Below are 26,886 nucleotides of genomic sequence, written 5' to 3'. Positions count from 1 at the left end.
GTCCCGGCACAGCGCATGGCCCCGGCTGGGGGTTGCCCGATGGGAGCGCCCGATGGGGCACCGTGCCGGGTGCCGGCCTGGGGCAGGGCTGGTATCCGCCCGGCGGGGGAAGCTCAGCCTTGCCTCGCCCTTGAGGAAAGGCAAGACAACCGGCATGTCGGACCTGATCCAGATCCCCTACTATGTCGGCATCGTCGTGATCGGCATCCTGCCCATCATGAACCCGCTCAGCACGGTTCCGCTGGTGATCGCGCTGACCCGCACCATGCCGGCCGAGGAACGCAAGCGGCAGATCCGGCTGTCCACGATCTATGCCGCCTCGATCCTGATCGCCTTCCTGCTGGCTGGGCAGCTCATCATCAGCGGCTTCGGCATCTCCCTGCCCGGCATCCGCGTCGCGGGCGGGCTGATCATCCTGGCGCTCGGCTTCCGCATGATCTTCACGGGGCAGGACGAGACCGGCCCGACGCATGAGACGGTGGAGACCGCCAACCGCCCCGGCCAGCCCGACATCGCCTTCACGCCCCTGGCCATGCCGAGCCTGAGCGGCCCCGGCTCCATCGCCGCCGTGCTCGGCTACAGCTCGCAGATCCCTCCGGGGCGGATGGTGCTGGGCTATCTCGTGATCGCGCTCGGTATCGTCATCACGCTCTTCCTTGCCTGGCTGGTGCTGTCCTCCTCCTTCCGGATCGCGCAGTTCCTGGGGCGGCATGGCGTGATGGCGATGACGAAGATCATGGGCTTCCTGCTGACCTGCATCGCGGTGCAGTTCATCGCCTCGGGCATCCACGAATTCATCCTGTCCTGGCACCCGCAGCCCTGAACAGTGCCACCCGATGCGAAGGGCGGAGCGCATGATCCTCGGGGGGCATCACGGCCTGGTGCCGGTTCTGTTCGCCCTTTCCCGCCTGCAGGGGCGAGGGTCTTTCGTCCCATGCGGTATCCCGGGTTTTAGTGTTTTAAGATTTTAGGGTTTTAGTCCTTTATCTGTCCGACGGATGCGGGGCCCCGCTTCGTAGACGAGAGGATTTTGCCCAGAATCCTGCCTCCAGTGGTTGGCGATGTGACGGCGGGATGTTGATTTTATTCCTATATCCTAAGCCGGGTTCGGGAAGCAAGGGGCGTTGGGGAGGCGCGGGATCGGGCCTTCGGGCCGACGGTCACCGCGCGTGCCAGCTCATCGGGTTCAGGGCGCGCAGCGTCCTGGCGGAGAGGGGGTCCGGGGCGAGAGGCAGAGCCTCTCCCCCGGGGGCTGGCCCCGAAGCATGGCGCCGGACCCTCGCGAGCCCAGGCGCCGGCGCGTTCCGCCGTTCGATCAGTCCAGCTGGAAGCCGATGCGCGGCCGCTGCGTCAGGGGCCCCTGCTGCTTCAGGCTGCGGCGGAGTTGCTCGTATTCCTGCTCCATCTCCGGCGTCACCGAGGGGCGGGATTCCCGCAGCGCCTGCTCGAACTGCGTACGGCCCACCGCCGGGCTGGCGATGTCGCCGCGCAGGGCGAGCAGGCCGGCCCGGCGCACCACGTCGCCCAGATCGGCGCCCGTGTAGCCCTGGCTGCGCTTCGCCAGGTCCGCGAGGTCCACGTCGTCGGTCAGAGGCATGTCCTTGGTCTGGATGCGGAGGATATGCAGCCGCCCGGCCTCGTCCGGCACGGGGACATAGACCAGCTCGTCGAAGCGGCCGGGGCGCAGCAGGGCCGGGTCCAGCAGGTTCGGCCGGTTGGTGGCGCCGATCACCACCACGCTCTGCAATTCCTCCAGCCCATCCATCTCGGCCAGGATGGTGTTCACCACGCGCTCCGTCACCGCGGGCTCGCCCAGGCTGCCGCCGCGCGCCGGCACCAGGCTGTCGATCTCGTCGATGAAGATCACCGTCGGCGCCACCTGCCGGGCCCGGGCGAAGAGGCGGCTCACCTGCTGCTCGGACTCGCCATACCATTTCGAGAGCAGGTCGGAGGATTTGGTGGCGATGAAGTTGGCACTCGCCTCCCGCGCCACGGCCTTGGCCATCAGCGTCTTGCCGGTGCCCGGCGGCCCGAAGAGCAGGAAGCCCTTCGCCGGGCGGATGCCCAGCCGCCGGAAGGCATCGGGATGCCTCAGCGGCAGCTCGATGCCGTCGCGGAGCTGCGTGCGCGTTTCCTCCAGCCCGCCGACATCCTCCCAGGACACGTTGGGCACCTGGATCATGATCTCGCGCAGGGCCGAGGGCTGGATGCGCTTCATCGCATTCTCGAAATCCTGCCGGCAGACGCGCAGGTCGGCCAGGATCTCGGGCGGGATGCCCTCCCGCAGGTTGATCTGCGGCAGGATGCGCCGCACCGCATCCATCGCCGCCTCCCGCGCCAGGGCCGACATGTCCGCGCCGACATAGCCATAGGTGGAGCGCGCCAGCGCATCGAGGTCCACGTCGTCGGCCAGCGGCATGCCGCGCGTGTGGATGCTCAGGATCTGGCGGCGCCCCGGCTCGTCCGGCACGCCGATCACGATCTCCCGGTCGAAGCGGCCCGGGCGGCGCAGCGCCTCGTCGATCGCATCGACGCGGTTGGTGGCGGCGATGACCACCACGTTCTGGCGCGGCTCCAGCCCGTCCATCAGGGTCAGGAGCTGCGCGACGATGCGGCGCTCGACCTCGCCGCGCGTCTCGTCGCGCTTGGGCGCGATGCTGTCGATCTCGTCGATGAAGATGATGGAGGGGGACTGCTTGCCCGCCTGCTCGAAGATCTCGCGCAGCCGCTTCTCGGACTCGCCGTACTGGCTGCCCATGATCTCGGGACCGGCGATGGAGAAGAAGTTGGCCTCGGACTCGTTGGCCACCGCCTTGGCCAGCAGCGTCTTGCCGGTGCCGGGCGGGCCGTGGAGGATCACGCCCTTCGGCGGGTCGATGCCCAGGCGCTGGAAGAGCTCGGGATGGCGCAGCGGCAGTTCCACCATCTCCCGCACCTGGTCCACCGCATTCCCCAGCCCGCCGATGTCGTCATAGGTGACGTCGGCGCGGCGGACCTCCTTCGGCTCCGCGTACTGGGGCAGGACCTCGAACTCGGTGTGCTGGTCGACGCGGACGATGCCCTTGGGCGTGGTTTCCACCACGACGAGGCGGATTTCCTGCAGGGCATAGGTCTGCTGCTCGAAGAAGCGGCGATAGACCTCGTCCGGGATGCCGTCGGCGCCGCGTTCGGGCCGGTGGTAGACCGAGGTGGAGATCACGTCCCCGGCGACCACCGGCCGGCCCATGAAGGTCCGACGCAGTGCCTCGCCGGAGCCGGAAAGCCGCAGGTTCTTCTGCGCCGGGCCGAGCACCACGCGGCTCGCGGGCTTCACCTGGGCGCGGCGGACCTCGATCCGCTCCCCGGCCGAGACGCCGGCATTGGCGCGCTGCAACCCGTCCAGGCGGATGATCTCCAGGTCCTCGTCCTCCGGGAAGGGCGGGATCGGGATCACGGCGGTGTGCCGCTGGCCGACGACCTCCAGCACGTCGCCGGGCTGGAGGCCGAGTTCCTGCATGATGCGCCGGCTGACCCGCGCGGCCCCCTTGCCGACATCCTCGGGGCGGGCATTCGCCACCTGCACCTGCGCGCTCTTGCTGTCCTCGGCCATGGCCTGCGGTGTCCATTTCCTGTGCCGGGCGGGCTCCGTGCCAGGGCGCCTGGCCCGGACCGTCCGGCTCGGCAACCAGTCTGGCAGGCCGAGGTTGCGAGAGGCTTTCCGGAGTGTCTTTCACAGGACGGGGATGGGCCGCCTGTCTTCACCTCAGCGTCATCGCATTGCCTCGCAAGCCGTCGGTAACCCGTGCGAAGGGCGAGTGGCACCCGAATTGCGTGGGGAATTCCATCCGGGCCGTGCCGCCCGGATTTGGCGGAGGGCATGGGATCGCAGGAGAGCGGGACGATCAGGGGCGGCGGGGCCATGGGCCCGATCCTGGACCGGAGGGGGAGCCGCAACCTCTCCCCCAGCCGGACCCGCAGGAGGTCTCGGATGGCCGGCTGCGCAAGGGCCTCGCCTGGGCCGCTGCGATCGGTCTCGTCTGCTGGCTGGTCGTGATCCTGCTGGTGATCGAGCTGCGTGACGGCCGCTGCTGAGGCTATCCGGTCCGGTCGCTCTTCCCGGAATGCCCCCGATCCGTTGGAAACCATGCCGGAAGAGCGGCTGTGTCCACAACTCTGGGAAGAAAATTGATCCGGCAATACAAACAATTGATTTGCCCAACCCTCCCTCATTCGCGTTCAGATTCGCCAACGCCAATGAATGGCGGGCGCTGCCGGACAAGGATTGGGGGAGGCCAGCGATGCGATCGGATTGGGATGGATATCCGCCAGCCAGGTGTCACCAGATGGAATCCTGGCACTGGCTTCAACTTTCGACCTCGCATACCGGGCGGGCCTGTACGCCCCGGCCGATGCTGTGGAAACCGGCCGAAGGGGTCTGGACCAACGACGATCTCTGGGGCGACGGGCCGATCCGGCTTTCACCGGCCGAGATCGACGCCGTCTATATCTCGCGCTTCTGCGACGAGCCAGGAGGCGGGATGGAGCGTGGCGCGGCTGCCGTGTTCCCCGTGGCGCCGCCCATCGCGTCGGAGCCGCATCTGATCGAGACTCAGGCGAGCCTGTGGGGAAACCCTCCCCCGGCGGACCGCCTTCCGCTGCGCTGAGGCGCACCGTCCGGCCCGGCGGCTTTCCGCGGTCCGCCGCGCCTCGCGATCTTCATGTTTGCTTCAGACCTTGCCGGCAGAAAGGTCCGGCAAGGAGGAGCGCATGTTTCAAGACATCGTCGATGTCCGGCAGATCCGCTTCCCGCTCCCTGTTCTTTCCCAGGCGCTGGCCAGTGCCCCGGCAGTCCTCGGACTGACGCCGGAGCCGCTGGAGATCCTCCGCTGCGAGCCGCTTTCCCAGGACCCACCCAGTCTGCGGGTGGTGGTCCGCCCGGGCGCCGGCGCCGAGCCGGTGTCGCAGATCCTTCATGCCGCCGCGCTGGCGGCCGCCCTGATCGCCTATTGCAAGGTGATTGGCCTGCCGATCTCGCGCAGCGCCGACAAGCGCCTGATTCTCGGGCGGGATTGGATCACGCTGGAAACGGAACTGCGTTGTCCGGTTCCGTCGCCCGGAAGGCCAGGCAACCTCCCCGCATCCCTGGCGCCGAACGGTGTGGCAAGTTCGGATGTGGATGTGGGGAAGATGGTGCCGACTCGGGGAATTGAACCCCGGACCTACTGATTACGAATCAGTTGCTCTACCCCTGAGCTAAGTCGGCCTGCCGAAGCGGCGTGGCGCGCTATCTACCCTCGCCCGCCGACTTCGGCAACTCCGGTTTACACCTTTTCCGCGCGCGGGACGGGCGGGCGCTGATAGGGAGCCGTCCAGCCGATGCGGCCGGTGGTGCCGCAATGGTCGCAGACCGGTGCCCAGGCCTCGTGCTCCTGTCCGCACTGGCCGCAGACCCAGCGGGGCTCCGGCGCGGCGGCGGCGGCGGCGCGCAGCCATTTCGCCTCCCCGGCGCGGCCGGCGGGGGTGTCCCCCTGCTCCACCCGCTCCAGATCCACCAGGGCGAGATAGGCACGGCGATCGGCCTCGCCGCTGGCCGCCAGCGCCTCCAGCTCCGTGCGGGCCCGGCCGACCAGCGAGGCCTCCAGCGCCAGCCGCCCGAGCAGCAGGCGGCTTTCCGGATGGGTGCGGTTCGGCTCCACCAGGGCCTCGGCCGCGCGCACCCGGGCCAGGACATCGCCTTCGCCGGCCAGATAGGCGCGGGCAAGATCCGGATGCGGTGCGGCCTTCCAGCTTTCTTCCAGCACCGCGCGCGAGCGGCGGGGGGAGCCGAGGTCGCGTAGTTGCGCCGCATAGGCCAGGGCGGCGGGGGCAAAGCCCGGATCGGCCTGGAAGGCGCGCTTCTCCAGCTCCGCCTTGCGGGTCGGGGCCTGCTCCTCTTCCGCCGCGGCCAGGGCCAGGGCGGATTCGGAAAGGCCCGGCGCCCGCAGCGCCAGCGCCTCACCCCAGTGATGCGTGCGCATGGCGAGCAGCGCCCGCTCCTCCCGCACCCAGGAGGCGCCGGGCTGAGCCGCCTCGGCCTCGCGCGCCAGACGCTGCGCCTCGGGCCAGTCCTCCCGCTGCATGGCGGAACGCAGCAGCCCGCGCAGGCCCAGGAAGCGGGCGTCCTCGCGCTCGGCCAGGGCCTGGAAGGCGGCGTTGGCCGCCTCCTCCCGCCCGCTCATGCGCTCCGCCTCGGCGGTCAGCAGCAGGGTGTGCGGCGTGTCCCCCAGCAGCTTGCGGGCGCGGCGGATCTCCATCCGCGCCTGGTCGGCCGTGCCGGAGGCCAGAGCCACCAGGGCGCGGGTCACGGCGGCATCGCCTTCCGTGCGGTAGCGGGCGGTGCGGCGGTCACGGATGCGCTGCGGCCAGGAGCGCAGCAGCGCCCAGCCCCGCAGCAGCCCGTGCAGCACCACGAAGCCGACCACGAGGATCAGCAGCAGGACCCAGAGCGGCAGGCCGACGAAGACATCGCCCACCCGCATCTCGACGGCGCCGCCGAGGTTGCGCAGGTACCAGGCGAAGGCGACGCCGACCGCGAGGACGATCAGCAGCCAGATGGCGCGAAGCATCAGCCGGCGCCCCCGTTGCGGTCCGCGGCGAGGGTGCGCAGCGCGGTCTGCGCCGCCAGCAGCCCCTGGGCCTGATCCAGCCAGCCGCGCATGGCGGCCTTGGATTCGGGCGGCAGCGCGTCGAGTCGTTGCAGGGCCGCGGCGAGGTCGCCGGCATCCAGCGCCCGGCGCGCGGCCTCCAGATGGCCGGCGGCGGTGTCGCCCACCACCACCTGATCGCCCCGGCGCACGGTCACCAGCCCCTGGATGCGCGCCAGGGCGGAGTCCATGACCCCCTGCCCTTGCGGCTCGGCGGCGGCGCGGGCGGCACGGGCGGCGTCCTCGAAGCTCAGGCGTAGCGCGGCCTCGGTCGGCGGTGCCGTGTCCGCATAGCGTTGCAGCGCGGGCGGCGGCGTGCCGGGCAGGCCGGCAAGGGGTTGCTTCAGCGGCTGTCCGGCCTCCAGCGCGGACTGGATGGCGCCCCGCGCGGCCAGGAAGCCCACGCGGCGCTCGGCGCTCTCGGCCTGCTTCACCCGGGCGTCGAAGGCGGCGAGGCGCTGGTCGAGCGCGCTGTTCTGCGCGTTGACGCGGCGGTCCAGTTCCTGCGTGGCGGCCTGCACCCGCTGGGCGATGCTCTGGTCCAGCGCCGCCAGCCGGGGCGCGATGGCGGCCTCGGCATCGGCGACGCGCTGGGCGATCTGCTTCTCCGCCTCGGAGATGCGCTGCGACAGGCTGCGCTCGGCCTCCGCGGCGCGGGCGGCGGCGCGGTTCTCCACCTCGCCGACCCGGCCGTCGATGGCCTGGATGCGCTGGGCGTTCTGCTGGCTGGCCTCGCCGGCGTTCTTTTCGATGGCCGAAAGCCGGGCCTCGTTGGCCTGGCGGCGCTGCTGCAGGTCGTTCTCCAGGGCGGCGAGGCTGTCGGTCAGGCGCTTGGTGCTTTCGCCGTCCCGGGTCTCGATGCCCTGCAGGCGGGCGCCGAGATCCTGAAGGGCGGCCGGGTCGCCGGCCGGGCGCGTGGCGAGCTGCTGAGCCTGCTGCTCCAATGCCGCCATGCGGCGTTCGTCGGCCTGCACGCGCTCGGTGGCGGAGGCGAGCTTCTCCTCCAGCGCCGCGATCCGGACCCGGTTGGTCTCGCCGGAATTGACCGTGCCGGAGGGCGTCAGGAACAGGAAGGCGAGGGCGCCGCCCAGCACCAGCACACCGATCAGGATGGGCAGCACCGCCGGATCGAGCTTGCGAGGCGGCGGCGAGGGCGGGAGGGTGGAACGTGCCGGCGCGCCGCCGGACCCGGACGGGCCGGCAGCCGCCTGCGGCTCCTGACGAGGCCCCTGCTGTGCCCCTGGTTGTTCCCTTGGGGCCGTGTCCTTGTCGGGGGAATCGCTCATGAGGGCGGCGGCTCTCCTGTTTGGCCTGCCGGACCCAACAGGGCCAACAAGGCATTCTGGTTCAGATCGGACGCGACGCGGACACCGCGCCAGGGGAGGCCCCGGAGCGTCGTCGCGACACGCGCGCTCAACGCGAGGGCCTCGACGGACGTTGCCGCCGCGGCCAGGCCCGCGTCCCGCATCAGCGACAGCGTAACCTCCGCGGAGCGCGGCGAGAAGAACAGGGCCGAGCCGATCTTCCCCGCACGAAGCGCCAGCAGCGCCTCCTCCGGCAGGTGTCTTGCGGGGTGGGCGTCATAGACCACCCGGCGCCGGACGCGGAATCCCCTCTCCCGCAATATCCTGGCCAGATCAAGCGCGTAGCCACGGCCCACCGCCAGCAGGAGTGGCCCGCCCGCCGGGTCCAGCACGGCGGTGGCAAGGGTTGCGAGGGCCTGGGCATCGCCGGTTGCCACATGCAGCGTCGTGGCGCCGGCGCGGCGGGCCTCCGCCGCCGTGGCCCCACCCACGGCCAGGACCGGCATGTCGGGCATGCGGCCCACCAGGGCGCGGGCGGCGGCGCGGCTGGTCAGCAGCAGGGCCTGGGCCGGCGGCAGCGGCACGTGGCGCAGTTCGAGCAGCAGGGCGGGCGCCAGCACGGGCCGCCAGCCGAGCGCGGCGACGAGAGTGGCGGTCTCGGCCGCCCCGGGCTCCGGCCGCGTGACGAGGCAGCCGGGCGAATCCCCGGCTTCCGCGGCGCGGCTCAGGTGAAGAGGTCGGCCGGGCTGTCCAGCCGCAATTCCTGGCCCAGCGCGTCGCCCAGCCGCTCGGCATCCCGGGCGTCGCCATGCACGCTGCGCTTGAGCAGGAAGGAGCCGTCCGGCCGCGCCACCAGCCCGGTCAGGCGGAGCCGCCCGTCCGGCAGCAGCTTGGCATGGCCGCCGATCGGCGTGCGGCAGGAACCGTCCAGCGCCGAGAGCAGCGCGCGCTCGGCGCGGGATACGGCGCGGGCTTCCGGATTCTCGATGGCGGCCAGGAGCTGGCGCAGCTCGGTGTCGCCCTCGCGCACCGTCACGCCGACGATCCCCTGTCCGGCGGCGGGGACCATGGCCTCCGGGTCCAGGATCACCATGCCCTCGGGCGCGAGTTCCAGCCGCTTGAGCCCGGCCAGGGCCAGCATCGTGGCATCCACCTCGCCGGCACCGAGCTTGCCGAGGCGGGACTGGACGTTGCCGCGGATCATCGTCACCCGCAGGTCCGGCCGCGCATGCAGCACCTGGCTCTGCCGCCGCAGGCTGGCCGTGCCGAGCAGGATGCCCGCCGGCAGCGAGCCGAGCGGGTCCGCCGGATCGAGCGCGCCGCAGCCGGGGCCGGGGAGCAGCACGTCCCGCGCATCCTCGCGCTTGAGGGTGCAGGCGAGGACGATGCCCGGCGGCATCTCGGTTTCCAGATCCTTGAGGCTGTGCACGGCGAAGTCGATCCGCCCGTCCAGCAGCGCCTCGTGGATCTCCTTGGCGAAGAGCCCCTTGCCCCCGATATCGGCGAGGCGCCGGTCCTGGATCCTGTCGCCCGAGGTGGCGATCACATGCTCGTCGAAGGCCTCGGCCATGCGCAGCACGGGGCAGAAGTGCAGGATCTTCTGCAGGAAGTGCCGCGTTTGCCACAGCGCCAGGGGCGAGCCGCGCGTGCCGACGCGCAGCGGCAGGTTCCGCCCCGCATGCGGCTGCACGCGCGGTCTGGCCTCGGAGGAAAGGGCGGCGGGCTTGGTCCCGGGTGCCGCGGGGTGGGCAGGAAGCATCGGCGCGTCATAGAACCGCCCTGCCCTTCGTGGAAGCGGGCTTGTCGCGGGTGTGACTGGGACAGAATGTCCCACGTCCTCTCGCGGGCCGGGCCCCCGGGACCGGGCAGGGTGGGTGAGGCGCGCACCGGCTGCGAGGAATGGGCCGAGAGGATTGGGATGATGGAACTCAAGGGGCCCGTGCTCGGCCTGGAAAGCAGTTGCGACGAGACGGCGGCGGCTCTGCTGGCCCCCGATGGGCGCGTGCTGGCCGAGGCGCTGCTGAGCCAGGTGGCGGAGCATGCGCGCTTCGGCGGCGTGGTGCCGGAGGTCGCGGCGCGGGCGCATCTGCACCACATGCCGCGCCTCGCCGCCCGGGTCTTCGAGCAGGCCGGGATCGCGCCGGCGGCGCTGGGCGGCATCGCCGCCACCTCGGGGCCCGGGCTGATCGGCGGGCTGATCGTCGGTGCCAGCTTCGGCAAGGGCCTGGCCCTGGCGCATGGCCTGCCCTTCGTGGCGGTGAACCATCTGGAGGCGCATGCGCTGACGCCGCGCCTTCCCGGATTGCTGCCCGAGGCGCCGGCTTTTCCCTACCTGCTGCTGCTGCTGTCCGGCGGGCATTGCCAGTGCGTGGCGGTGGAGGGGCTGGGCCGCTACCGCCGCCTCGGCTCGACGCTGGACGACGCGGTGGGCGAAGCCTTCGACAAGTCGGCCAAGCTGCTTGGCCTGCCCTGGCCCGGCGGGCCGCATCTGGAACGGCTGGCGGCGTCGGGCGACCCGAAGCGCATCCCCCTGCCCCGCCCGATGCTGGGGCGGCCGGGCTGCGACTTCTCCTTCTCCGGCCTCAAGACCGCCGTGGCCCAGGCGGTGGGCAAACTCGCCGACGAAGCCGGAAAGGCGGACATCGCCGCCGCCTTCCAGGCCAGCGTTTCCGCCGTGATGGCCGACCGGGCGCGCAACGCCCTCGGCATGATGCGCGGCGCCACGGCGCTGGTGGTGTCCGGCGGCGTCGCCGCCAATGGCGGGGTGCGCGAGGCGCTGCGCGGCGTGGCGGAACGGGCCGGGCTGCCGCTGATCGCCCCGCCCATCCGGCTCTGCACGGACAATGCGGTGATGGTGGCCTGGGCCGGGATCGAGCGGCTGCGCGCCGGCCTCACCGATCCGGTGGACCACGCGCCACGGCCGCGCTGGCCGCTGGCGGAGCTTTCTCCCGCCGGGGAGGGGATATCCTGATGTGGCCCTTCCGGCCTTCCCGCGGCACGGCGGCCGCGCCTGACCCGAGCGGGCCGCGAACCGGTCTTCCCGCCGCCCAAAGGGACAGGATCGGCCGGAACGGGATCGGCCGTGGCGCCGCCGGCCTGGCGCTCGAACCCACCCTGCCGCCGCTGCTGCTGCCCGCCGCGCCGGAGCTCCTGGACCCGAGGCGGCTGGAAACGCAGGTTCTGCCCTCGGTCAGCAATGCCCATCGCATCGCCATGGGCATGCGATGCCGCGATGCGGAGCCCATGCCCCGCGTGCCGGATGCCGGGCGCGTCGGCAGGATGGCGGATGGCCGCCGCGTCCAGATCATGCACAACGGCATACGGGTCCTGGCGGATGGCTATTGCGGCGCCTGGATGACCGAGCTGATCGAGCGTTGCCATGGCCATCACGAGCCGCAGGAGGAGCGGCTGTTCCACGAGCTTCTCCGCTGCCTGCCGCCGGGCGGCACGATGCTGGAGCTTGGCGGATACTGGGCCTTCTACTCCATCTGGTTCCTGCTCGCGGCGCCGGGCCGGCGCGCGGTGCTGCTGGAGCCCGATCCGCGGCACATCGAGGTCGGGCGCGCCAATCTCGCGCTGAACGGCGTCGCGGCGGAGATCGTGCAGGGCTTCCTCGGCGACCGGCCGGGCGAGACCCTGCCTTTCCCCACGGAGGAATCGGGAACCCTGGACCTCGCCTGCCATGACGTGGCCGGGCTGATGGCCGCGCGGGGCCTTGACCGGCTCACCATCCTGCATTGCGACGCGCAGGGCGCCGAGTTCACCATGCTGGAGCAGGCGGCGCCGCTGCTGCGCGACGGGCGCGTGGACTGGCTGTTCCTGTCCACCCATCACCACCTCATCAGCGGCGACCCGCTGACGCACCAGCGCTGCGTCGAGGCGGTCCGGGCGCTGGGCGGCGTCATCGAGGTGGAGCACGATGTGGGCGAGGGCTTCTCCGGCGACGGGCTGATCCTGGCGCGCTTCGGTGCCGCGCCGCCGGGCTGGCGGTGCCCCGCGATCAGCTACAACCGCGCCTCGGAATCGCTGTTCCGCCATCCGCTTTATGATCTCGCCGCCTCGCGCGGCCAGGGAATGCCGTGAACTACCGCCACGCCTACCATGCCGGGAACTTCGCCGACTGCGTGAAGCATGCCCTGCAGCACCACATCCTCGCCGCCCTGCGGCGCAAGCCGGCGCCTTTCCGCGTGCTCGACACCCATGCCGGGATCGGCGCCTACGACCTGCGGGAGGAGAGGGCCGAGCGCACCGGGGAATGGCGGGCCGGGATCGGGCGGCTGGAGGGGATCGCGGAGGGTCCGCTCGCCCCCTGGCTCTCGGCCGTGCGGGAGTTCGGCTGGCCGCCGCTCTATCCCGGCAGCCCGGCGCTGAGCCAGGCGATGCTGCGGGAGGGCGACCGGCTGGTGCTCTGCGAGCTGCATCCCGAGGACCAGGAGGAGCTGCGGGCCCGGATCGGCCGCGACCGGCGCGTGGCGGTGCATGCGCGCGACGGCTGGGAGGCCGCGACCGCCCTCACCCCCTTTCCGGAGAAGCGCGGGCTGCTGCTGATGGACCCGCCCTTCGAGCAGGAGGGCGAGTTCGACCGCCTCGCCGACACGATCGCCGCCGTCTCGGGGCGCTTCCGGGGCTGCATCCAGGCGGCCTGGTATCCGGTGAAGCACCGCGCCCCGGTGCGCGACTTCCACGACCGGCTCCGCGCCTCCGGGGTGCGGGATCTGCTGGCCTGCGAGCTCTGGCTGCGCGAGCCCACCGACCCGACGCGGCTCAACGGCTGCGGGCTGGTGGTCAGCAACGGCCCCTGGGTGCCGGAGGGGAGTTTCGAGGCCGTGACCGGCGACATCCTGCGCGCGCTGCTGGAACGCCTGGGCCAGGGCGAGCCGGGCCAGGGCTGCGCCGTGACGAGGCTGACCGATGAGTGAGGCGAACAGGCTCGCCGTCCTTGGCGCCGGGGCCTGGGGCACGGCGCTGGCGATCCAGGCGGCACGGGCGGGCAACCGGGTGACGCTCTGGGCGCGCGACCCGGAGAAGGCGGCGGCGATGCGCGGGACGCACCGGAACCCGCGCCTGCCGGATGCGGTGCTGGAGGGGCTGCGCGTGACCGCCGATGCCGCCGAGGCGCTGGAGGGGGCGAGCCTCGCCGTGCTGGCCGTGCCGATGCAGCCGCTGCGCGCCGCCGTCGCCGCCATGCCGGAACTGCCGCCGGTGGTGGCGGTGGCCAAGGGGGTGGAGAGCAGCTCGCTGTTGCTGCCGCTGGAGGTGCTGGCCGAGCTGCGGCCGGGCCTGCCCGCCGCCGTGCTCTCCGGGCCGAATTTCGCGCATGAGGTGGCGGCCGGCCTGCCCGCCGCCGCCGTGCTGGCCAGCACCGATCCGGTGCTGCGCGCCGCCGCCTGCGCCCGCCTCGCCACGCCGGCCTTCCGCCTCTACGAGGGCGAGGACGTGCTCGGCGTGCAGATCTGCGGCGCCGCCAAGAATGTCGCGGCCATCGCCGCCGGGGCCGCCATGGGCGCCGGGCTGGGCGAGAATGCCCGCGCCGCCCTGGTCACGCGCACCCTGGCCGAGATCGCGCGCCTCGTGGTGGCGCTGGGCGGGCGGGCCGAGACCGCCGCCGGGCTTTCCGGCCTGGGGGACCTGCTGCTGACCTGCACCGGGCCGAGCAGCCGGAACTTCGCGCTGGGCCATGCGCTGGGGCGCGGCCTGAGCCCGGCCGAGGCGCTGGCGGACAGCCGGGGAGTCGCGGAGGGGGCGGCCACCGCGCCCGCCCTGCTCGCCCGCGCCGCGGCGGCCGGGGTGGAGATGCCGGTCAGCGCCACCGTCGCCGCCGTGCTGGCGGGGCGGCTCGACGTGGCCCAGGCGGTCGGGCGGCTGATGGAGCGGCCGCGCCGGAGCGAGTAGCGCCGGGAGAATGATGGCGGGTGCCTTGTGCCGTGGGCCGGGCGCCCCTTATTGCGAGCGGTTCTCGCTTCCAGGAGGCCCCGCCCTTGGCCCGCATTTCCTCCCGCCTCCGCCTCGCGCTGCCATTGCTGCCGCTGCTGCCCTGGCTCGCTCCGCCGGTGCGCGCCCAGGCAGCGGATGGCGGATGGCCGCGCCGTGTCACGGATCTGGCGGGGCGCGAGGTCACGCTCCCGCGGCAGCCCCGGGCGATCCTGCTGGCCGAGAACTTCCAGCTCCTGACCCTGTCGGTGCTGCTGCCCGACCCCGTCTCCCTGCTGGTCGGCATGGGCGGCGACCTGAAGCAGCACGACCAGGGCAGCGACCGGGCCTTCCGCCAGCGCTTCCCGGCGATGAACCAGGTGCCGGAGCTCACCAGCGCGGTGGGTCAGGGCCTTTCGGTGGAGCGGGTGCTGGCGCTGCGGCCGGAGCTGGTGATCCTGAGCACCTGGCAGCTCGGCTCGGCCGAGACGCGGCAGAATGTCGAGCACCTCGCCTCCGCCGGCATTCCGGTGATCTTCATCGACAACTTCCAGCGGCCGCTCAGCAACGGCATCCCGAGCATCCGCCTGCTGGGCCGGGCGCTGGGCTGCGAGGAACGGGCCGAGGCGGTGATCGGCTTCCAGGAGGAGCGGCTGGCGCGCATCCGCGAGCGTGTCGCCGCCCATGCCGGCCCGAGGCCGGGGGTGATCATGAACGCCTTCGCCGGGCGGCGGCCCTGCTGCTGGGTGGCCGGGAATGACGGCACGGGGCAGATGCTTTCGCTGGTGGGCGTGCGGAACCTGTCCGAGGGCATGCTGCCCGGCCCGCGCGGCGGCGAGATCAACCTGGAGCAGCTCCTCGCCGTGGCGCCGGAGATCGTGGTGAACACCGGCAACCGCCATGACGAGGACCAGCAGGGCCTGCGCGTCGGCACGGGCGTCACGCTGGCCGAGGCCAGGGCCTCGCTGGAGGCGCTGATGGCCTCGCCGGAACTCGTGGCCCTGCCCGCCACGCGGGACAGGCGCGTCTATGGGTTGTGGAACCCGGTCTTCGGCAGCCCGGTCGGCATCGCCGCGCTGGAGGCGATGGCGCGCTGGCTGCGGCCGGACCTCTTCGCGGATCTCGACCCGGCGGCGACGCTGGCGGAAATCAACCGCCGCTTCGCCGCCGTGCCCTTCGAAGGGACCTACTGGGTCGGCCCCGGATAGGCGGCCGGGGGACCTGGGGGTGCCCCGGCCTGCGCTTCACCAGCGGTAGGAGACGTTGCCGATCACCGTGCGGCCATTGCCCCAGTAGCAGTAGTAGGTGCCGGTGCAGGAGGAGACGTACTCCTTGTCGAAGAGGTTGCTCGCGTTCACCGACAGCCGGTACTGGCCGAGGTCGTAGCTCACCGAGGCGTCGAACAGCGTCACCGAGGGCGAGAGGTACTGGTTGGCATCCTCGCCATAGAGGTTGCCGATGTAGCGCACGCCGCCGCCCAGCCCGAGGCCGGCCAGCTTCGAATCCCGGTCGAAGCGGTACTTCATCCAGAGATTGGCCGTATGCGCCGGCACCAGCCCCGGGCGGTTGCCCTTGGTGGTGCGCGTCGTGCCGGTGATCAGCGTGTTGCTCTTGGTGATCTCGGCATCGAGGTAGGTGTAGGAGGCGGTGAGGTCGAGCCCTTCCGCCAGGCTCGCCACGGCCTCCAGCTCCACGCCGCGCGAGCGCACCTCGCCCGTCTGGATCTGGGAGGAGGTATAGACCGGGTCGCGGGTGGTGACGTTGGTCTGCGTCAGCTCGAACACCGCCGCGGTGACGAAGCTGTTGCGGCCCGGCGGCTGGTACTTCACGCCGAGTTCGTACTGCTCGCCCTCCGTCGGCTTGAACGGCGTGGCGCCGCGCTGGGCCGCGGTGGCACCGATCACGGGGTCGAAGGAGGTGGTGTAGCTCGCATAGGGCGAGAGGCCGACGTCGAAGAGGTACATCACCGCGATGCGCCCGGTCAGCGCATCGTCGTCGGAGCGCGTGCGCACCCCGTTGCGGCGCGAGGTCTGGCTGGTGGTGGACCAGTCCTGCCGCAGCCCGCCGGTGATCAGCAGCCGGTCGAGCCGGACCTGGTCCTGCAGATAGATGCCGTGCTGGCCGTAATCGTCGTTGCGGTCGGTCTTCGCGCCCGTGCCGAGGCGCGGGTCGGGGACCGCCGCGCCGTAGTTGCGGGTGAAGATGTCGAGCGACGGGACGGTGCCGGTCTGGCCGAAATTGGCCTGGTAGTGGCCCCAGTACTGCCGGAAGTCATAGCCCGCGAGGACCGTGTGCCGCAGCGCCCCGGTATCGAAGCGCGCCTCGACGCTGTTGTCGAGGTTGACCGTGTCGGAGCTTTCCCGCTGCAGCAGGCTGCCGCGCGTCAGGCGGCGCTGGTCCGCCGAGAGGCCGCTGACATACATGGTCTCGTAGGCCACGCGGTTGTGCATGTAGCGGGCGTTCTGCCGCACGCTCCAGACATCGTCGAAGCGGTGCTCGAAGTTCCAGCCGATGCTGGTGGTGGTGATGTCGGAGTTGTTGAAGCCCGGCTCGCCCGCGAACCAGTTGCGCTTGATCGTCCCGTTGCGGTTCGGCAGCAGCGTGCCCACGGCCGGCAGGCCGATGGGCGAGCCGCCCTGGTCGTACTGGAAGCGCCCGAGCAGGGTCAGCGTCGTGTCCGCGCTGGGCCGCCAGGTGATGGCCGGGGCGATGAAGTAGCGGTCGTCATCGACATGATCGACCTGGGTGCCGCTCTGCCGCACCAGCCCGGTCAGCCGGTAGAGGAACTGCCCGTCCTGGGTCAGCGGCCCGCCCAGGTCGAAGCTGCCCTGGTAGCGGTCATAGGAACCGGCCTGCAGGTTCACCTCGCCGAAGGGGCGCTCGGTGGGGCGCTTGCTGATCATGTTGATCATGCCGCCCGGCGGCGTCTGGCCATAGAGCACCGAGTTGGGGCCGCGGATCACCTCGATCCGCTCCAGCCCTTCCTGCTCCATCGAGGTCGGGCCGAACTGCCGCAGCAGGCGCAGCCCGTCGAGGAACTGGCTCGACCGCGCGTCGAAGCCGCGCAGGCGGAAGCTGTCGAAGCGCGTGTCGTTGCCCGAGAAGCCGGTGGCGAGGCCGGGCACGTAGGCCAGCGCCTCCTCCACGTTGCGCACGGCGCGGTCGTCCATCTGGTCGCGCGTGACGACGGTGACGGATTGCGGCGTCTCGATCAGCGGCGTGTCGGTCTTGGTGGCGGAGGCGCTCTGCGTGGCGACATAGCCCTGCACCGGCCCGGTGGAGGTCTGCCGCTGTCCCTGCACCTGGACCTCCGGCAGTTGCACCGTGCCGTCCTGGGCCATGACGGCCCGGGGAGTCAGGGCCAGCGGTACGGCCAGCAGCGCGAGGCCTGCCATGCCCGGGGCGCCGGAACGCTTCGGTGCGGTGGTCAATTCCAGTCTCCGGCGGATTTTTCTTAGCCGGGGTTCTTATTCAGAGAGATTATCAATCTCAATGTGCATCAAACGGAATGTTCCATCGCATGTCCTTTCGGCCACACTCCCATGCCATGCGGCCGGGAGGGCGCCCGCTCAAGGCTTTTCCGGGGTCGGAACGGGTTCTCCCTCCGCTGCCGGGAAAGCAGGTGCCCACCGCCCCGTGACCATTCCTCCGAGCCAGCGCGCACGGTAAGGGCGGAACGGCGCGAGCGCGGTCTCCAGCGCCGCATCGGGCCGTGCCTGGGCACGGATCTCCAGCCCCGCCGCTTCGGAAAGCGGCGACCGGCCCTTCAGCCAGGGGTCGGACTGCACCACACCCGCCAGCGTCCCGATCCGCGACGGGTCCTTGGCGGCAGCCAGGACGAAGCCGGTCAGGCGCTCCAGCGATGCCTGCTCCCCGGACGGCAGGGCCACGCCGTTGGCGGCGGCGAGGCGTTCCAGCGCCGAGATCGGTTCCAGCGCGAAGAGGTGGTAGTGCAGTGCCAGGGCGCCGCGCGCGAGTTCCTGCGGCAGCGCCCCCTCCCCCGTCACCTGGGCGAGCTGCGCGTGCAGGCGCGCCATGCCCCAGTCGAAATGCGCCCGGCTGTCGCTGGCGATGCCGGCCACCGCCACGGCGAGCCCGGCCCAGGCGGCGTGGTTGTTGCGCACATCGCTGACCAGCGCCCGGGATTCCCGGTCGTAGCGGGGCTGGATGGCCGTCGCGACCTCGCGCATCCAGCGGCCGACACGCCCGATCGAGACGGGCTCCAGCCCCGCCGCGTCACGGATCCGCAGGAAGGCGAGCCCGGCGCCGGCCAGGGCCCAGACACGGTGATAGGCGCCCTGCTGGTTCACGGCGCCCAGCATGGCGCCGGACTTGGCCCAGTCGTCGAGCAGGGACAGGGCGCAGGCGGCCGCCCCCGCCTGCCCGTTCCGGGCCTGCTCCACGGCGGCCTGCACCGCGTCCAGCCAGTCATCCAGCCGCTTTTGCACGGCGGCATCGGCGGCCAGCCGCTCCGGATCGGGGCGGGAGAAGGCCGGGTCGGTGTAGAAGGACACGCCCTCGATGCTGCGCATCGCCTCCGGGGGCGCCGGGCATTGCGCCGCCGGCCCCGTCGCGGGCGGCAGCGGGACGAAGGGCGTCCGCAGTGGCTCCGCCGCCGCAGCGCCCCCCGACAGAAGCAGCAGCAGGGCCAGCCCGGCCCGGGGACGCCGGGATCGCCGGTCCGGGGCCGCCCTCGTCCCGTCCGGCGGCATGGCGGGCGCCCTCACGCCTCGCTGTTGAACAGCGGCAGCGCGGCCTGGCTCTCCTTCAGCCGCTTCGGCCGGTCCCGGTCCGCCCGCAGGCGCAGCAGTTCGCCCAGCAGCCGGTCCATGGTGACCCAGACGGGCTCGTCACCCTTGCGCTCCCTCATCACGAGGCGATGCGCGTCCAGCGTGACGTTCAGCGTGCCGCGCGTGGTCTCGGGGCGCGGCATGCGCATCTGCACCAGCGCCTTCTCGACCTCCTCCAGCGGCACGTTCAGCGCCTTGGCGATCTGTTCGGGCTCATGGCCCTGGCGGCGGAGCTGGCGCGCCTTGTCCCGCTGCTTCGGCTCCAGTGCGATCGATGGGCGCAGGGCGGCGGTGCGCCGGGAAATCTCGCCGGCGCCGGCGCCGGGCGGCTTGCCCTTGAAGGTCGGCATGACCGTGGTTTCTCCTTGGTCTTCCGAATGAACCGGCTGGCGGCGGGATTCAAGGGACTCATCGCTCTCCTGTGCGGTGAGGCCGGCGTCAATCGCCCCGCAGGGCCGACCCGGCCGCCAGGGGCGCCAGGGGCGTGGCCAGCGCGGCCAGGGCGGCCAGCAGCAGGAGGTAGGGACGCGGCGACAGGCCGGCGGTGGCGGCCTCGATGGCGGCGGCGGCGAAGATGGCCACCGGCACGGACAGGGGCAGCACCAGCACGGGCAGCAGCGCCGCGCCGCGCCGCGCGCCCAGGGTGAGCGCCGCGCCGAGCGTGCCGAGCAGCGACAGCACCACCCCGGCCAGGGCCAGGGCGGCGCAGGCGGTGGGCCAGGCCGCGGGATCGAGGTTCAGCATGGCGCCGGCCAGCGGCACGGCCGCCACCAACGGCAGGCCGGTGGTCAGCCAGTGGCCGGTGGCCTTGGCCAGCGCCAGGGCGGCCGGCGAGAGGCCGGAGAGGAGCAGCAGGTCGAGCGACCCGTCCTCGGCCTCCGCGCCGAAGAGCCGGTCCAGCGGCAGCAGCGCGGCCAGCAGCCCGGCCGCCACCAGCGCGCCGGGCGCGAGGCGCGCCAGGGCCTCCGGACTCGGGCCCACGCCGAAGGGGAAGAGAGAGCAGACCACGAGGAAGAACAGCATTGCGGCCAATGCATCGCCTGGATGGCGGACCGCGAGCCGCAGTTCCCGGGACAGGACGGCGAGCCAGGGCCTCACCGCGCAGCCCCCGTGATCGGGCGGCGCCTCACAGCGTGATCTCCCGCATGTCCGGCAGGGGCAGCGGCAGATGCGTCGCGGCCAGCACCATGCCGCCGCCCGCCCTGTGCCGGGCCAGGAGCGGGCCGAGCCGCGCGACGGAGGCGGTGTCCAGCCCCACCGTCGGCTCGTCCAGCAGCCAGAGCGGGACGGGCGAGAGCGCCAGCCGCGCCAGGGCGAGGCGGCGCTTCTGGCCGGAGGACAGGGCGCGGGCCGGCTGTTCGGCGATGGCGTTCAGCGCCAGGGCATCCAGCGCCGCCTGCACCGACCCACCCAGGAGCCGCGCCAGGAACTCCAGGTTCTCCCGCACGGAGAGGGAGGGCTTGGCGGCATCGAGATGCCCGACCCAGCGCAGGCGGCGGGCATGGGCGGCGGGGTCGGCGGCGATGTCGGCGCCATTCCAGGCGACCAGCCCCCCGGCGGGACGCAGCAGCCCGGCCAGGGCCCGAAGAAGCGAGGACTTGCCGGCGCCGTTGCGACCGAGAATTACTATCGCTTCGCCAGGACTCACAGTGAAGTCCAAATCGGCGACCACGTCATGGCCCCCACGGCGCAAATGCAGCTTTTCCGCCGTCAGCACGGTCCCCACCTTATGACTGCTTCTGTGGTCCCCCTGGACCCGCACCGGCCGCCATGCTTCAAGCCGGTTAAACGTCACCAACGTCTAGCAGGGGTTTTACGCGCCATGCGAATGATCGGGCAGGACAGTCTGAAGACCAGCCGCACTCTCTCCGTGGATGGCAAGGAATACACTTACTTCAGCCTGCCCGAAGCCGGGAAGGCGCTGGGCACGGATTTCTCCCGCCTCCCCAACAGCCTGAAGGTGCTGCTGGAGAACGTCCTGCGCTTCGAGGACGGCCGCGCCTACACGGTCGAGGACGCGAAGGCCTTCACCGGCTGGCTGGAGAACGCGCATAGCGAGCGCGAGGTGCCCTTCCGCCCGACGCGCATCCTGATGCAGGACTTCACCGGCGTTCCCGCCGTGGTCGATCTCGCCGCCATGCGCGACGGCATCCTGAAGCTGGGCGGCGAGCCGCGCCGCGTGAACCCGCTGGTGCCGGTGGACCTGGTGATCGACCACTCGGTGATGGTCGATGTCGCCGGCCGCGCCGACGCGCTCCAGAAGAACGTGGACATCGAGTACGAGCGCAACGGCGAGCGCTATGAGTTCCTGCGCTGGGGCCAGGCCGCCTTCGACAACTTCCGCGTGGTGCCGCCGGGCTCGGGCATCTGCCATCAGGTGAACCTGGAGCATCTGGCGCAGGTCGTCTGGACCCGCTCCGAGGCCGGCATCGCCTATGCCTATCCGGACAGCTGCTACGGCACGGACAGCCACACCACCATGGTGAACGGCCTGGGCGTGCTGGGCTGGGGCGTCGGCGGCATCGAGGCCGAGGCCGCCATGCTCGGCCAGCCGATCGCCATGCTGATCCCCGACGTGATCGGCTTCCGCCTGACCGGCAGGCTGCGCGAGGGCGTCACCGCCACCGACCTGGTGCTGACGGTCACGCAGATGCTGCGCAAGAAGGGCGTGGTCGGCAAGTTCGTCGAGTTCTTCGGCCAGGGCCTGGACCAGCTTCCGCTGGCCGACCGCGCCACCATCGGCAACATGGCCCCGGAATACGGCGCGACCTGCGGCTTCTTCCCGGTGGACAGCGTGACGCTCGACTACCTGCGCCTGTCGGGCCGCGAGGAGAGCCGCATCAAGCTGGTGGAGCAGTACGCCAAGGCCCAGGGCATGTGGCGCGAGACCAGCACGCCGGACCCGGTCTTCACCGACACGCTGGAGCTGGACCTTTCCACGGTGCAGCCCTCCATCGCCGGTCCGAAGCGCCCGCAGGACCGCGTGCTGCTGAGCGACGCCGCCCCGGCCTTCCTGCGCGAGCTGCCGGGCCTGTCCGGCAGCCCGAACGCCGACGTCACGAAGCGCCACGGCGTGGCCAACGCGAACCATGACATCGCCCATGGCGACGTGGTGATCGCGGCCATCACCTCCTGCACCAACACCTCCAACCCCTATGTGCTGGTCGCCGCCGGCCTCGTGGCCCGCAAGGCGCGGGCGCTGGGCCTGCAGCCGAAGCCCTGGGTGAAGACCTCGCTGGCCCCTGGCTCCCAGGTGGTGACCGACTACCTGAACCGCGCCAACCTGCAGGAGGACCTGGACGCCATCGGCTTCCAGACCGTGGGCTATGGCTGCACCACCTGCATCGGCAATTCCGGCCCGATCAGCGACGACATCGTCGATGCGATCGAGGCCAACAAGCTGGTGGCGGTCTCGGTGCTGTCCGGCAACCGCAACTTCGAGGGCCGCATCCACCCGAACGTGCGAGCGAACTACCTCGCCTCCCCGCCGCTCGTGGTCGCCTATGCCCTGGCCGGCACGATCACCAAGGACATCACCAAGGAGCCGATCGCGCAGGACAAGAGCGGCAAGGACGTCTTCCTGAAGGACATCTGGCCGACCCAGGCGGAGATCAACGAGATCGTCGCCCAGTCCCTGACCCGCGAGATGTTCCAGGAGCGCTATGCCCATGTCTTCGAGGGCACGGCGCAGTGGCAGGCGATCAAGATCGACGCGGACAGCGAGACCTACCGCTGGAACTCCGGCTCGACCTATGTGCAGAACCCGCCCTATTTCGAGGGCATGACGATGGAGCCCGAGGCGCGCGGCGGGATCGAGGGTGCGCGCATCCTGGCCAAGCTGGGTGACTCGATCACCACCGACCACATCTCTCCAGCCGGCTCCATCAAGAAGGCCTCGCCCGCCGGCGAGTACCTGCTGGAGCACCAGGTCCGGCAGGCGGACTTCAACAGCTATGGCGCCCGCCGCGGCAACCACGAGGTCATGATGCGGGGCACCTTCGCCAATATCCGCATCAAGAACGAGATGGTGCCGGGCATCGAGGGCGGCATCACCAAGCACCTGCCCTCCGGCGACGTGCTGCCGATCTACGACGCGGCCATGCGCTACAAGAGCGAGGGCGTGCCGCTGGTGATCTTCGGCGGCAAGGAATACGGCACCGGCTCCTCCCGCGACTGGGCGGCGAAGGGCACCTTCCTGCTGGGCGTGAAGGCGGTGATCACCGAGAGCTTCGAGCGCATCCACCGCTCGAACCTCGTGGGCATGGGCGTGCTGCCGCTGATGTTCAAGAACGGCGAGAGCCGGGAGACCCTGGGCCTGACCGGCGAGGAGACCATCGACATCCTGGGGCTGGAGGAGATCAAGCCCCGCATGGACGTGACGCTGGTGATCCACCGCCCCGACGGCACCGAGCACCGCACCACCCTGCTCTGCCGCGTCGATACGGCCGACGAGGTCGAGTACTACCGCCAGGGCGGCATCCTGCACTACGTGCTGCGCTCCATGGCGCAGGCGGCCTGACGCCGCATACGCCGGGGGGCCATACCCCCCGGCCGCTGCGGGCGGGATGGGCAACCATCCCGCCCGGGGCCGCGTTGCCGCCTCGGCTGCCCGCGCTGGGACAGGCAGGGGAACCGGGATGACGCGTGCCGTACTCGTGATGAACAACCGCGCCGGAACGCTCGCAGGCCGGCCGGAACTGCCCGGACAGATCGAAGACGCCCTGCGCGAGTCCGGTTTCGACCTCCACATCATCGCCGAGGATGCCGCCTCCGACATGGAGGGCCGGCTCGATGCCGCCATCGCCGCGACGCGGAGCCTGCCGGCGGCGCTGGTGATCGTGGGCGGTGGCGACGGCACGGTGCGGGGCGCCGCCGGCAGGCTGGCCGGCACGGGGATCGCCCTCGGCATCCTGCCGCTCGGCACGCTCAACATCCTTGCCCGCGACCTCGGCATGCCGCTCGATCCGCTGGAAGCCGCTCAGGCGCTCGCCGGTGCCGAGGCGCGGCGGATCGATATCGGCGAGGTGAACGGCGAGATCTTCACCTGTCAGGCCGTGCTGGGGCTGCCGAACCGCTTCGCGCGGCTGCGGCAGGCGAACCGCCGCACGCCCGGCATCGCCGCGCGGATGCGCACCATCCTCGGCACCCTGCGCGCCTTCGGCCGCCCGCCCCTGAGCCTGAACCTCGTCTGGTCCGAGCGGGCGGGCGGGCCGACGATCCGCCGGCATGTCCGGGCCCGCGCGCTGTCCGTGGTCAACAATCCCTATGAGGAGGCGCTGGGCAGCTTCTTCCACCGCCCGAGGCTCGACAGCGGGGTGCTGGCCGTGCACCGCCCGAAGCGCTTCGGCCTGTTCTGGTCGCTGGTGATGCTGGCGGCCATGGGTCTCGGCCTGTGGCGGCGCACCGAGGAGGTGGACCATTTCCTCACCCCCGCCCTGACCATCGAATCGAGCCGCCCCAGCCTGCGCGTCTCCACCGACGGGGAGATCCAGATGCTGACGCCCCCTTTGCGCTTCCACATCCAGCCCCGGGCCCTGCGCGTGCTCTCCCTCGCCCCCGTGACGGAGGCGGACGTGGCGGCGCAGAGCGAGACCCAGCCGGCATGAGGCGGATCGACCATATCTCCGACCTGCATTTCGGCCGGGTGGACGAGGCGGTGGTGGCCGGGTTGCTGGACGAGCTGAATGCCGCGCCGGCGGATCTGGTGGCGATCTCGGGCGATCTCACCATGCGCGCGCGGCGCGGCGAATACGCCGCCGCGGCGGAGTTCCTGCGCGCGCTGAAGGCGCCCTGGATCGCCGTGCCGGGCAACCACGACATCCCCTACTACGACCCCTGGGAGCGCTTCACCAATCCCTATGCCCGCTGGCGGCGCTTCATCCAGGAGGAGATCGAGCCCGCCTGGGTGGACCAGGAGATCGCGGTGCTGGGGCTGAACACCGTCAGCCGCGGCGGCCTGCGGATGAACTGGGCCGACGGCACGGTGCACCTGGCCGGCCTGTCGCGGCTGCTGGAACGGCTCCGCGCCCTGCCGGACGGCGCGGTGCGGATCATCGTGGCGCATCACCCCTTCCTGGCCCCGCCCTGGGCGCCGGACACGGTGCTGGCCGGGCGGGCGCGCAAGGCCCTGGCCGTCCTTTCCCGGGCGGGCGTGCGGCTGGTCCTCAGCGGCCACCTGCACCGCACCTATACCTCGCAATACGAGAACATCGTGGCGGAAGGGAGCGGATTGCAGATCGTCAGCGCCGGCTCCGCCACCTCCGTCAGGCTGCGCAACGAGGTGAACACCTATAACCGCCTCACCATCGGCCCCGAGGGCATCGCCTGCGAGCCGCGCGCCTGGAACGGCCAGGGCTGGGAAAGGCTGGCGCTGAACCGCGCGACCGAGATCGCCACCTGACGCGCCGCCGCGTTCAGCCCTGCGCCATCATGTGGCGGATGCGTCCGGTCAGGACCTCCATCGTGAAGGGCTTGGTCAGGAGTTGCGTGTCCGGGCCGGAAAGGGCCACGCCCTCCAGCGCCGCTTCGGGATAGCCGGTGATGAAGAGCACCCGCAGCCGGCCGCGCAGCTCTCGGGCCGCCAGGGCCAGGTCGCGCCCGTTCATGCCCCCGGGCATCCCGATATCGGTGACGAGCAGGTCGATCGCCGTCCCCCCGCGCAGGATCTCCAGGGCCGCGGCGGCATCCGCGGCCTCCAGCGCCGTGCAGCCATGCTCCCGCAACGCCTCGGCCGCCAGCAGGCGCAGCGAGGGCTCGTCATCGACCACCAGCACCGTGCCGCCCAGGCCGGCGATGGCGGCTCGCGGCTTTCCGGCCTCGGGTGCCGCGATGGCGGCCCCCCTGTGACGTGGGAAGCAAAGGCGCAGCGTGGTGCCCTGTCCCGGCGCGCTCTCGATGGTGACCTGGCCGCCGGACTGCTGCACGAAGCCGTAGATCATCGACAGGCCCAGCCCGGTGCCCTGGCCGATCGGCTTGGTGGTGAAGAAGGGGTCGAAGGCGCGCCGCATCACCTCCGGCGCCATGCCGCTGCCGGTGTCGCTCACCGACAGCATGACCTGGTCCTCCCCGCCGCCATCCGGGGCGCCATCCGGGGCGCCGGACGCGGGAAGGTTGGCCAGGGCGATGGCCAGCCGGCCGCCGCCCGGCATGGCGTCGCGCGCATTGATGCAGAGGTTCAGCAGAGCGTTCTCCATCTGGTGCGGATCGCAGAGCACGGGCCAGGATTCCGCCGGCGTGGTCACCCCGATGTCGATCTCCGGCCCGATCGTGGAGCGGATCAGCCCCTCCATCCCGGCCACGAGCCGCTGCAGCTCCACAGGCTGCGGCATCAGGACCTGGCGGCGGGAGAAGGCCAGGAGGCGCTGCGTCAGCGCGGCGGCGCGTTCCGCCCCGGCGCGCGCCAGGCCGAGGAAACGCTCCAGCTCCGAGAAGCGCCCCTTCGCCAGTCGCGCCTGCATCAGGTCGAGGCTGCCGAGCACGCCGGTCAGCATGTTGTTGAAGTCGTGCGCGATGCCGCCGGTGAGCTGGCCCACCGCTTCCATCTTCTGCGCCTGGGCCAGGGCGGCGGCGATGCGGCGGCGCTCGGCCTCGGCCGCCTCCAGCGCGGCGGTGCGCTGCCGCACGCGTTCCTCCAGCAGTTCCGCCATGCGCTCCGCCGCGGCGGCCTCGGCCTCCATGTGGCCGCGCAGGCGGCGCTGCCAGGAACGGGCGCGCAACGAGGTCTTCACCGCGCTGAGCAGCGTGACGGCGTTCAGCGGCCTCTCGATGAAGAGGACATTGCCGAGCCGGTCGGCCAGCCGGATCTCGTCCATCTGGCGCCGCGCCAGCGTGCCCATCTGGCTCAGCACGATGAAGGGCAGGTCCGACCAGGGCGGCTGCTGCGAGAGGCGGCCGGTCAGCGGCCCGAGATCGGCATGGAACAGCAGCTCGTCCGTCACCAGCACCAGGCCGGTGGCCTCGCCGATGGTCTCGGCCAGGGCCGGGAGGGATTCGACCTGGCGGCCGTCGATCCTCTCGCTGGCCAGGAGGCGGAACAGCCCGAGCCCGTCCCGCTCGGTCGGGGCCAGGATCAGCACCGGCCCGGCCTCTTCCGGGTTGTGCTCAGCCAAGGGCGGCTCCGCCGGGACCGATGGCGGAATCCGGGCGCGCCGGGACGGCGATCCTTCCCGGGCCATGGTCGCCGGGAATGCCGGGCCGTCCCGGCGGGTCCTTGCGGCAGGT

The 26,886-nt window shown here is 71.8% G+C and carries 22 protein-coding genes and 1 tRNA gene; 11 read left to right on the top strand and 12 right to left on the bottom strand.

What is annotated here, in order from left to right; genetic code table 11:
• The first annotated feature begins 154 nt into the window (after positions 1-154).
• On the top strand, positions 155-823 hold the full coding sequence (locus RGI145_RS06085) for a MarC family NAAT transporter (protein ID WP_075797657.1): 669 nt from the start codon (positions 155-157) through the stop codon (positions 821-823).
• Between the two features lie 492 nt (positions 824-1,315).
• Here the strand turns inward: RGI145_RS06085 and RGI145_RS06080 are convergent, their stop codons facing one another.
• The gene (locus RGI145_RS06080; protein ID WP_075797656.1) at positions 1,316-3,589 is read right to left on the bottom strand and encodes a CDC48 family AAA ATPase; all 2,274 of its coding nucleotides are present in this window, start codon (positions 3,587-3,589) and stop codon (positions 1,316-1,318) included.
• A 242-nt stretch (positions 3,590-3,831) separates the two neighbouring features.
• Between RGI145_RS06080 and RGI145_RS06075 the strand changes: the two genes are divergently transcribed.
• Together RGI145_RS06075 and RGI145_RS06070 are read left to right on the top strand one after the other, a co-directional pair.
• Positions 3,832-4,071: a hypothetical protein gene (locus RGI145_RS06075; protein WP_156878450.1), complete on the top strand. Its 240-nt coding sequence runs from the start codon at positions 3,832-3,834 to the stop codon at positions 4,069-4,071.
• Positions 4,072-4,388: 317 nt separating this feature from the next.
• Positions 4,389-4,643 carry a hypothetical protein gene (locus RGI145_RS06070; RefSeq protein ID WP_156878449.1) on the top strand — a complete coding sequence of 85 codons (255 nt, stop codon included), beginning with the start codon at positions 4,389-4,391 and terminating at the stop codon, positions 4,641-4,643.
• Positions 4,644-5,167: 524 nt separating this feature from the next.
• On the opposite strand, the gene RGI145_RS06065 is transcribed toward RGI145_RS06070, so the two are convergent.
• The 5 genes from RGI145_RS06065 to hemC form a co-directional block, all read right to left on the bottom strand.
• A tRNA-Thr gene (locus RGI145_RS06065) sits at positions 5,168-5,242 on the bottom strand.
• 58 nt (positions 5,243-5,300) lie between these two features.
• Positions 5,301-6,584, bottom strand: coding sequence for a heme biosynthesis HemY N-terminal domain-containing protein (locus RGI145_RS06060; protein ID WP_075797653.1), 1,284 nt, complete (start codon positions 6,582-6,584; stop codon positions 5,301-5,303).
• Entirely contained in the window at positions 6,584-7,948 is a 1,365-nt protein-coding gene (locus RGI145_RS06055; RefSeq protein WP_156878448.1) for a COG4223 family protein, read from the bottom strand. The genes RGI145_RS06060 and RGI145_RS06055 overlap by 1 nt, the downstream gene beginning before the upstream one ends.
• On the bottom strand, positions 7,945-8,586 hold the full coding sequence (locus RGI145_RS06050) for a uroporphyrinogen-III synthase (protein ID WP_167668238.1): 642 nt from the start codon (positions 8,584-8,586) through the stop codon (positions 7,945-7,947). Before RGI145_RS06050 ends, RGI145_RS06055 begins: the two co-directional genes overlap by 4 nt.
• Positions 8,587-8,690: 104 nt before the next feature.
• Entirely contained in the window at positions 8,691-9,725 is a 1,035-nt protein-coding gene (hemC, locus tag RGI145_RS06045) for a hydroxymethylbilane synthase (RefSeq protein ID WP_075797651.1), read from the bottom strand.
• 162 nt (positions 9,726-9,887) lie between these two features.
• Between hemC and tsaD the strand changes: the two genes are divergently transcribed.
• From tsaD to RGI145_RS06020, 5 genes are all read left to right on the top strand, one after another.
• Positions 9,888-10,937: a tRNA (adenosine(37)-N6)-threonylcarbamoyltransferase complex transferase subunit TsaD gene (gene tsaD / locus RGI145_RS06040; protein ID WP_075799879.1), complete on the top strand. Its 1,050-nt coding sequence runs from the start codon at positions 9,888-9,890 to the stop codon at positions 10,935-10,937.
• Positions 10,937-12,049, top strand: coding sequence for a class I SAM-dependent methyltransferase (locus RGI145_RS06035; RefSeq protein WP_075797650.1), 1,113 nt, complete (start codon positions 10,937-10,939; stop codon positions 12,047-12,049). The genes tsaD and RGI145_RS06035 overlap by 1 nt, the downstream gene beginning before the upstream one ends.
• Positions 12,046-12,885, top strand: a complete 840-nt coding sequence (locus RGI145_RS06030) for a 23S rRNA (adenine(2030)-N(6))-methyltransferase RlmJ (protein ID WP_075797649.1) — start codon at positions 12,046-12,048, stop codon at positions 12,883-12,885. The genes RGI145_RS06035 and RGI145_RS06030 overlap by 4 nt, the downstream gene beginning before the upstream one ends.
• Positions 12,878-13,858 carry an NAD(P)H-dependent glycerol-3-phosphate dehydrogenase gene (locus tag RGI145_RS06025; protein WP_075797648.1) on the top strand — a complete coding sequence of 327 codons (981 nt, stop codon included), beginning with the start codon at positions 12,878-12,880 and terminating at the stop codon, positions 13,856-13,858. Before RGI145_RS06030 ends, RGI145_RS06025 begins: the two co-directional genes overlap by 8 nt.
• An 86-nt stretch (positions 13,859-13,944) precedes the next feature.
• Positions 13,945-15,084: an ABC transporter substrate-binding protein gene (locus RGI145_RS06020; protein WP_075797647.1), complete on the top strand. Its 1,140-nt coding sequence runs from the start codon at positions 13,945-13,947 to the stop codon at positions 15,082-15,084.
• Positions 15,085-15,120: 36 nt separating this feature from the next.
• Here the strand turns inward: RGI145_RS06020 and RGI145_RS06015 are convergent, their stop codons facing one another.
• The 5 genes from RGI145_RS06015 to ccmA form a co-directional block, all read right to left on the bottom strand.
• A complete protein-coding gene (locus RGI145_RS06015) occupies positions 15,121-17,307 on the bottom strand; it encodes a TonB-dependent siderophore receptor (protein WP_237183224.1) in 2,187 nt (728 codons plus the stop codon).
• Positions 17,308-17,445: 138 nt separating this feature from the next.
• Positions 17,446-18,588, bottom strand: coding sequence for an alginate lyase family protein (locus RGI145_RS06010; protein ID WP_075797646.1), 1,143 nt, complete (start codon positions 18,586-18,588; stop codon positions 17,446-17,448).
• A gap of 11 nt (positions 18,589-18,599) precedes the next feature.
• Positions 18,600-19,016: a hypothetical protein gene (locus RGI145_RS06005; RefSeq protein WP_075797645.1), complete on the bottom strand. Its 417-nt coding sequence runs from the start codon at positions 19,014-19,016 to the stop codon at positions 18,600-18,602.
• Positions 19,017-19,104: 88 nt separating this feature from the next.
• On the bottom strand, positions 19,105-19,764 hold the full coding sequence (gene ccmB / locus RGI145_RS06000; protein WP_075797644.1) for a heme exporter protein CcmB: 660 nt from the start codon (positions 19,762-19,764) through the stop codon (positions 19,105-19,107).
• 28 nt (positions 19,765-19,792) lie between these two features.
• Entirely contained in the window at positions 19,793-20,338 is a 546-nt protein-coding gene (ccmA, locus tag RGI145_RS05995) for a heme ABC exporter ATP-binding protein CcmA (protein WP_237183223.1), read from the bottom strand.
• Between the two features lie 150 nt (positions 20,339-20,488).
• On the opposite strand from ccmA, the gene acnA reads away from it, so the two are divergent.
• From acnA to RGI145_RS05980, 3 genes are all read left to right on the top strand, one after another.
• On the top strand, positions 20,489-23,185 hold the full coding sequence (gene acnA, locus RGI145_RS05990) for an aconitate hydratase AcnA (protein ID WP_075797643.1): 2,697 nt from the start codon (positions 20,489-20,491) through the stop codon (positions 23,183-23,185).
• 118 nt (positions 23,186-23,303) lie between these two features.
• A complete protein-coding gene (locus RGI145_RS05985) occupies positions 23,304-24,272 on the top strand; it encodes a diacylglycerol/lipid kinase family protein (protein WP_075797642.1) in 969 nt (322 codons plus the stop codon).
• Positions 24,269-25,066 carry a metallophosphoesterase family protein gene (locus RGI145_RS05980; protein WP_075797641.1) on the top strand — a complete coding sequence of 266 codons (798 nt, stop codon included), beginning with the start codon at positions 24,269-24,271 and terminating at the stop codon, positions 25,064-25,066. The genes RGI145_RS05985 and RGI145_RS05980 overlap by 4 nt, the downstream gene beginning before the upstream one ends.
• A 13-nt stretch (positions 25,067-25,079) precedes the next feature.
• On the opposite strand, the gene RGI145_RS05975 is transcribed toward RGI145_RS05980, so the two are convergent.
• On the bottom strand, positions 25,080-26,774 hold the full coding sequence (locus RGI145_RS05975) for an ATP-binding protein (protein ID WP_237183222.1): 1,695 nt from the start codon (positions 26,772-26,774) through the stop codon (positions 25,080-25,082).
• Between the last annotated feature and the right edge of the window lie 112 nt (positions 26,775-26,886).

The organism is Roseomonas gilardii (genome assembly GCF_001941945.1).
GTDB lineage: Bacteria > Pseudomonadota > Alphaproteobacteria > Acetobacterales > Acetobacteraceae > Roseomonas.
Note: the sequence above shows the minus strand (reverse complement) of the source record. Positions and strands in the feature narration are given on the sequence as shown.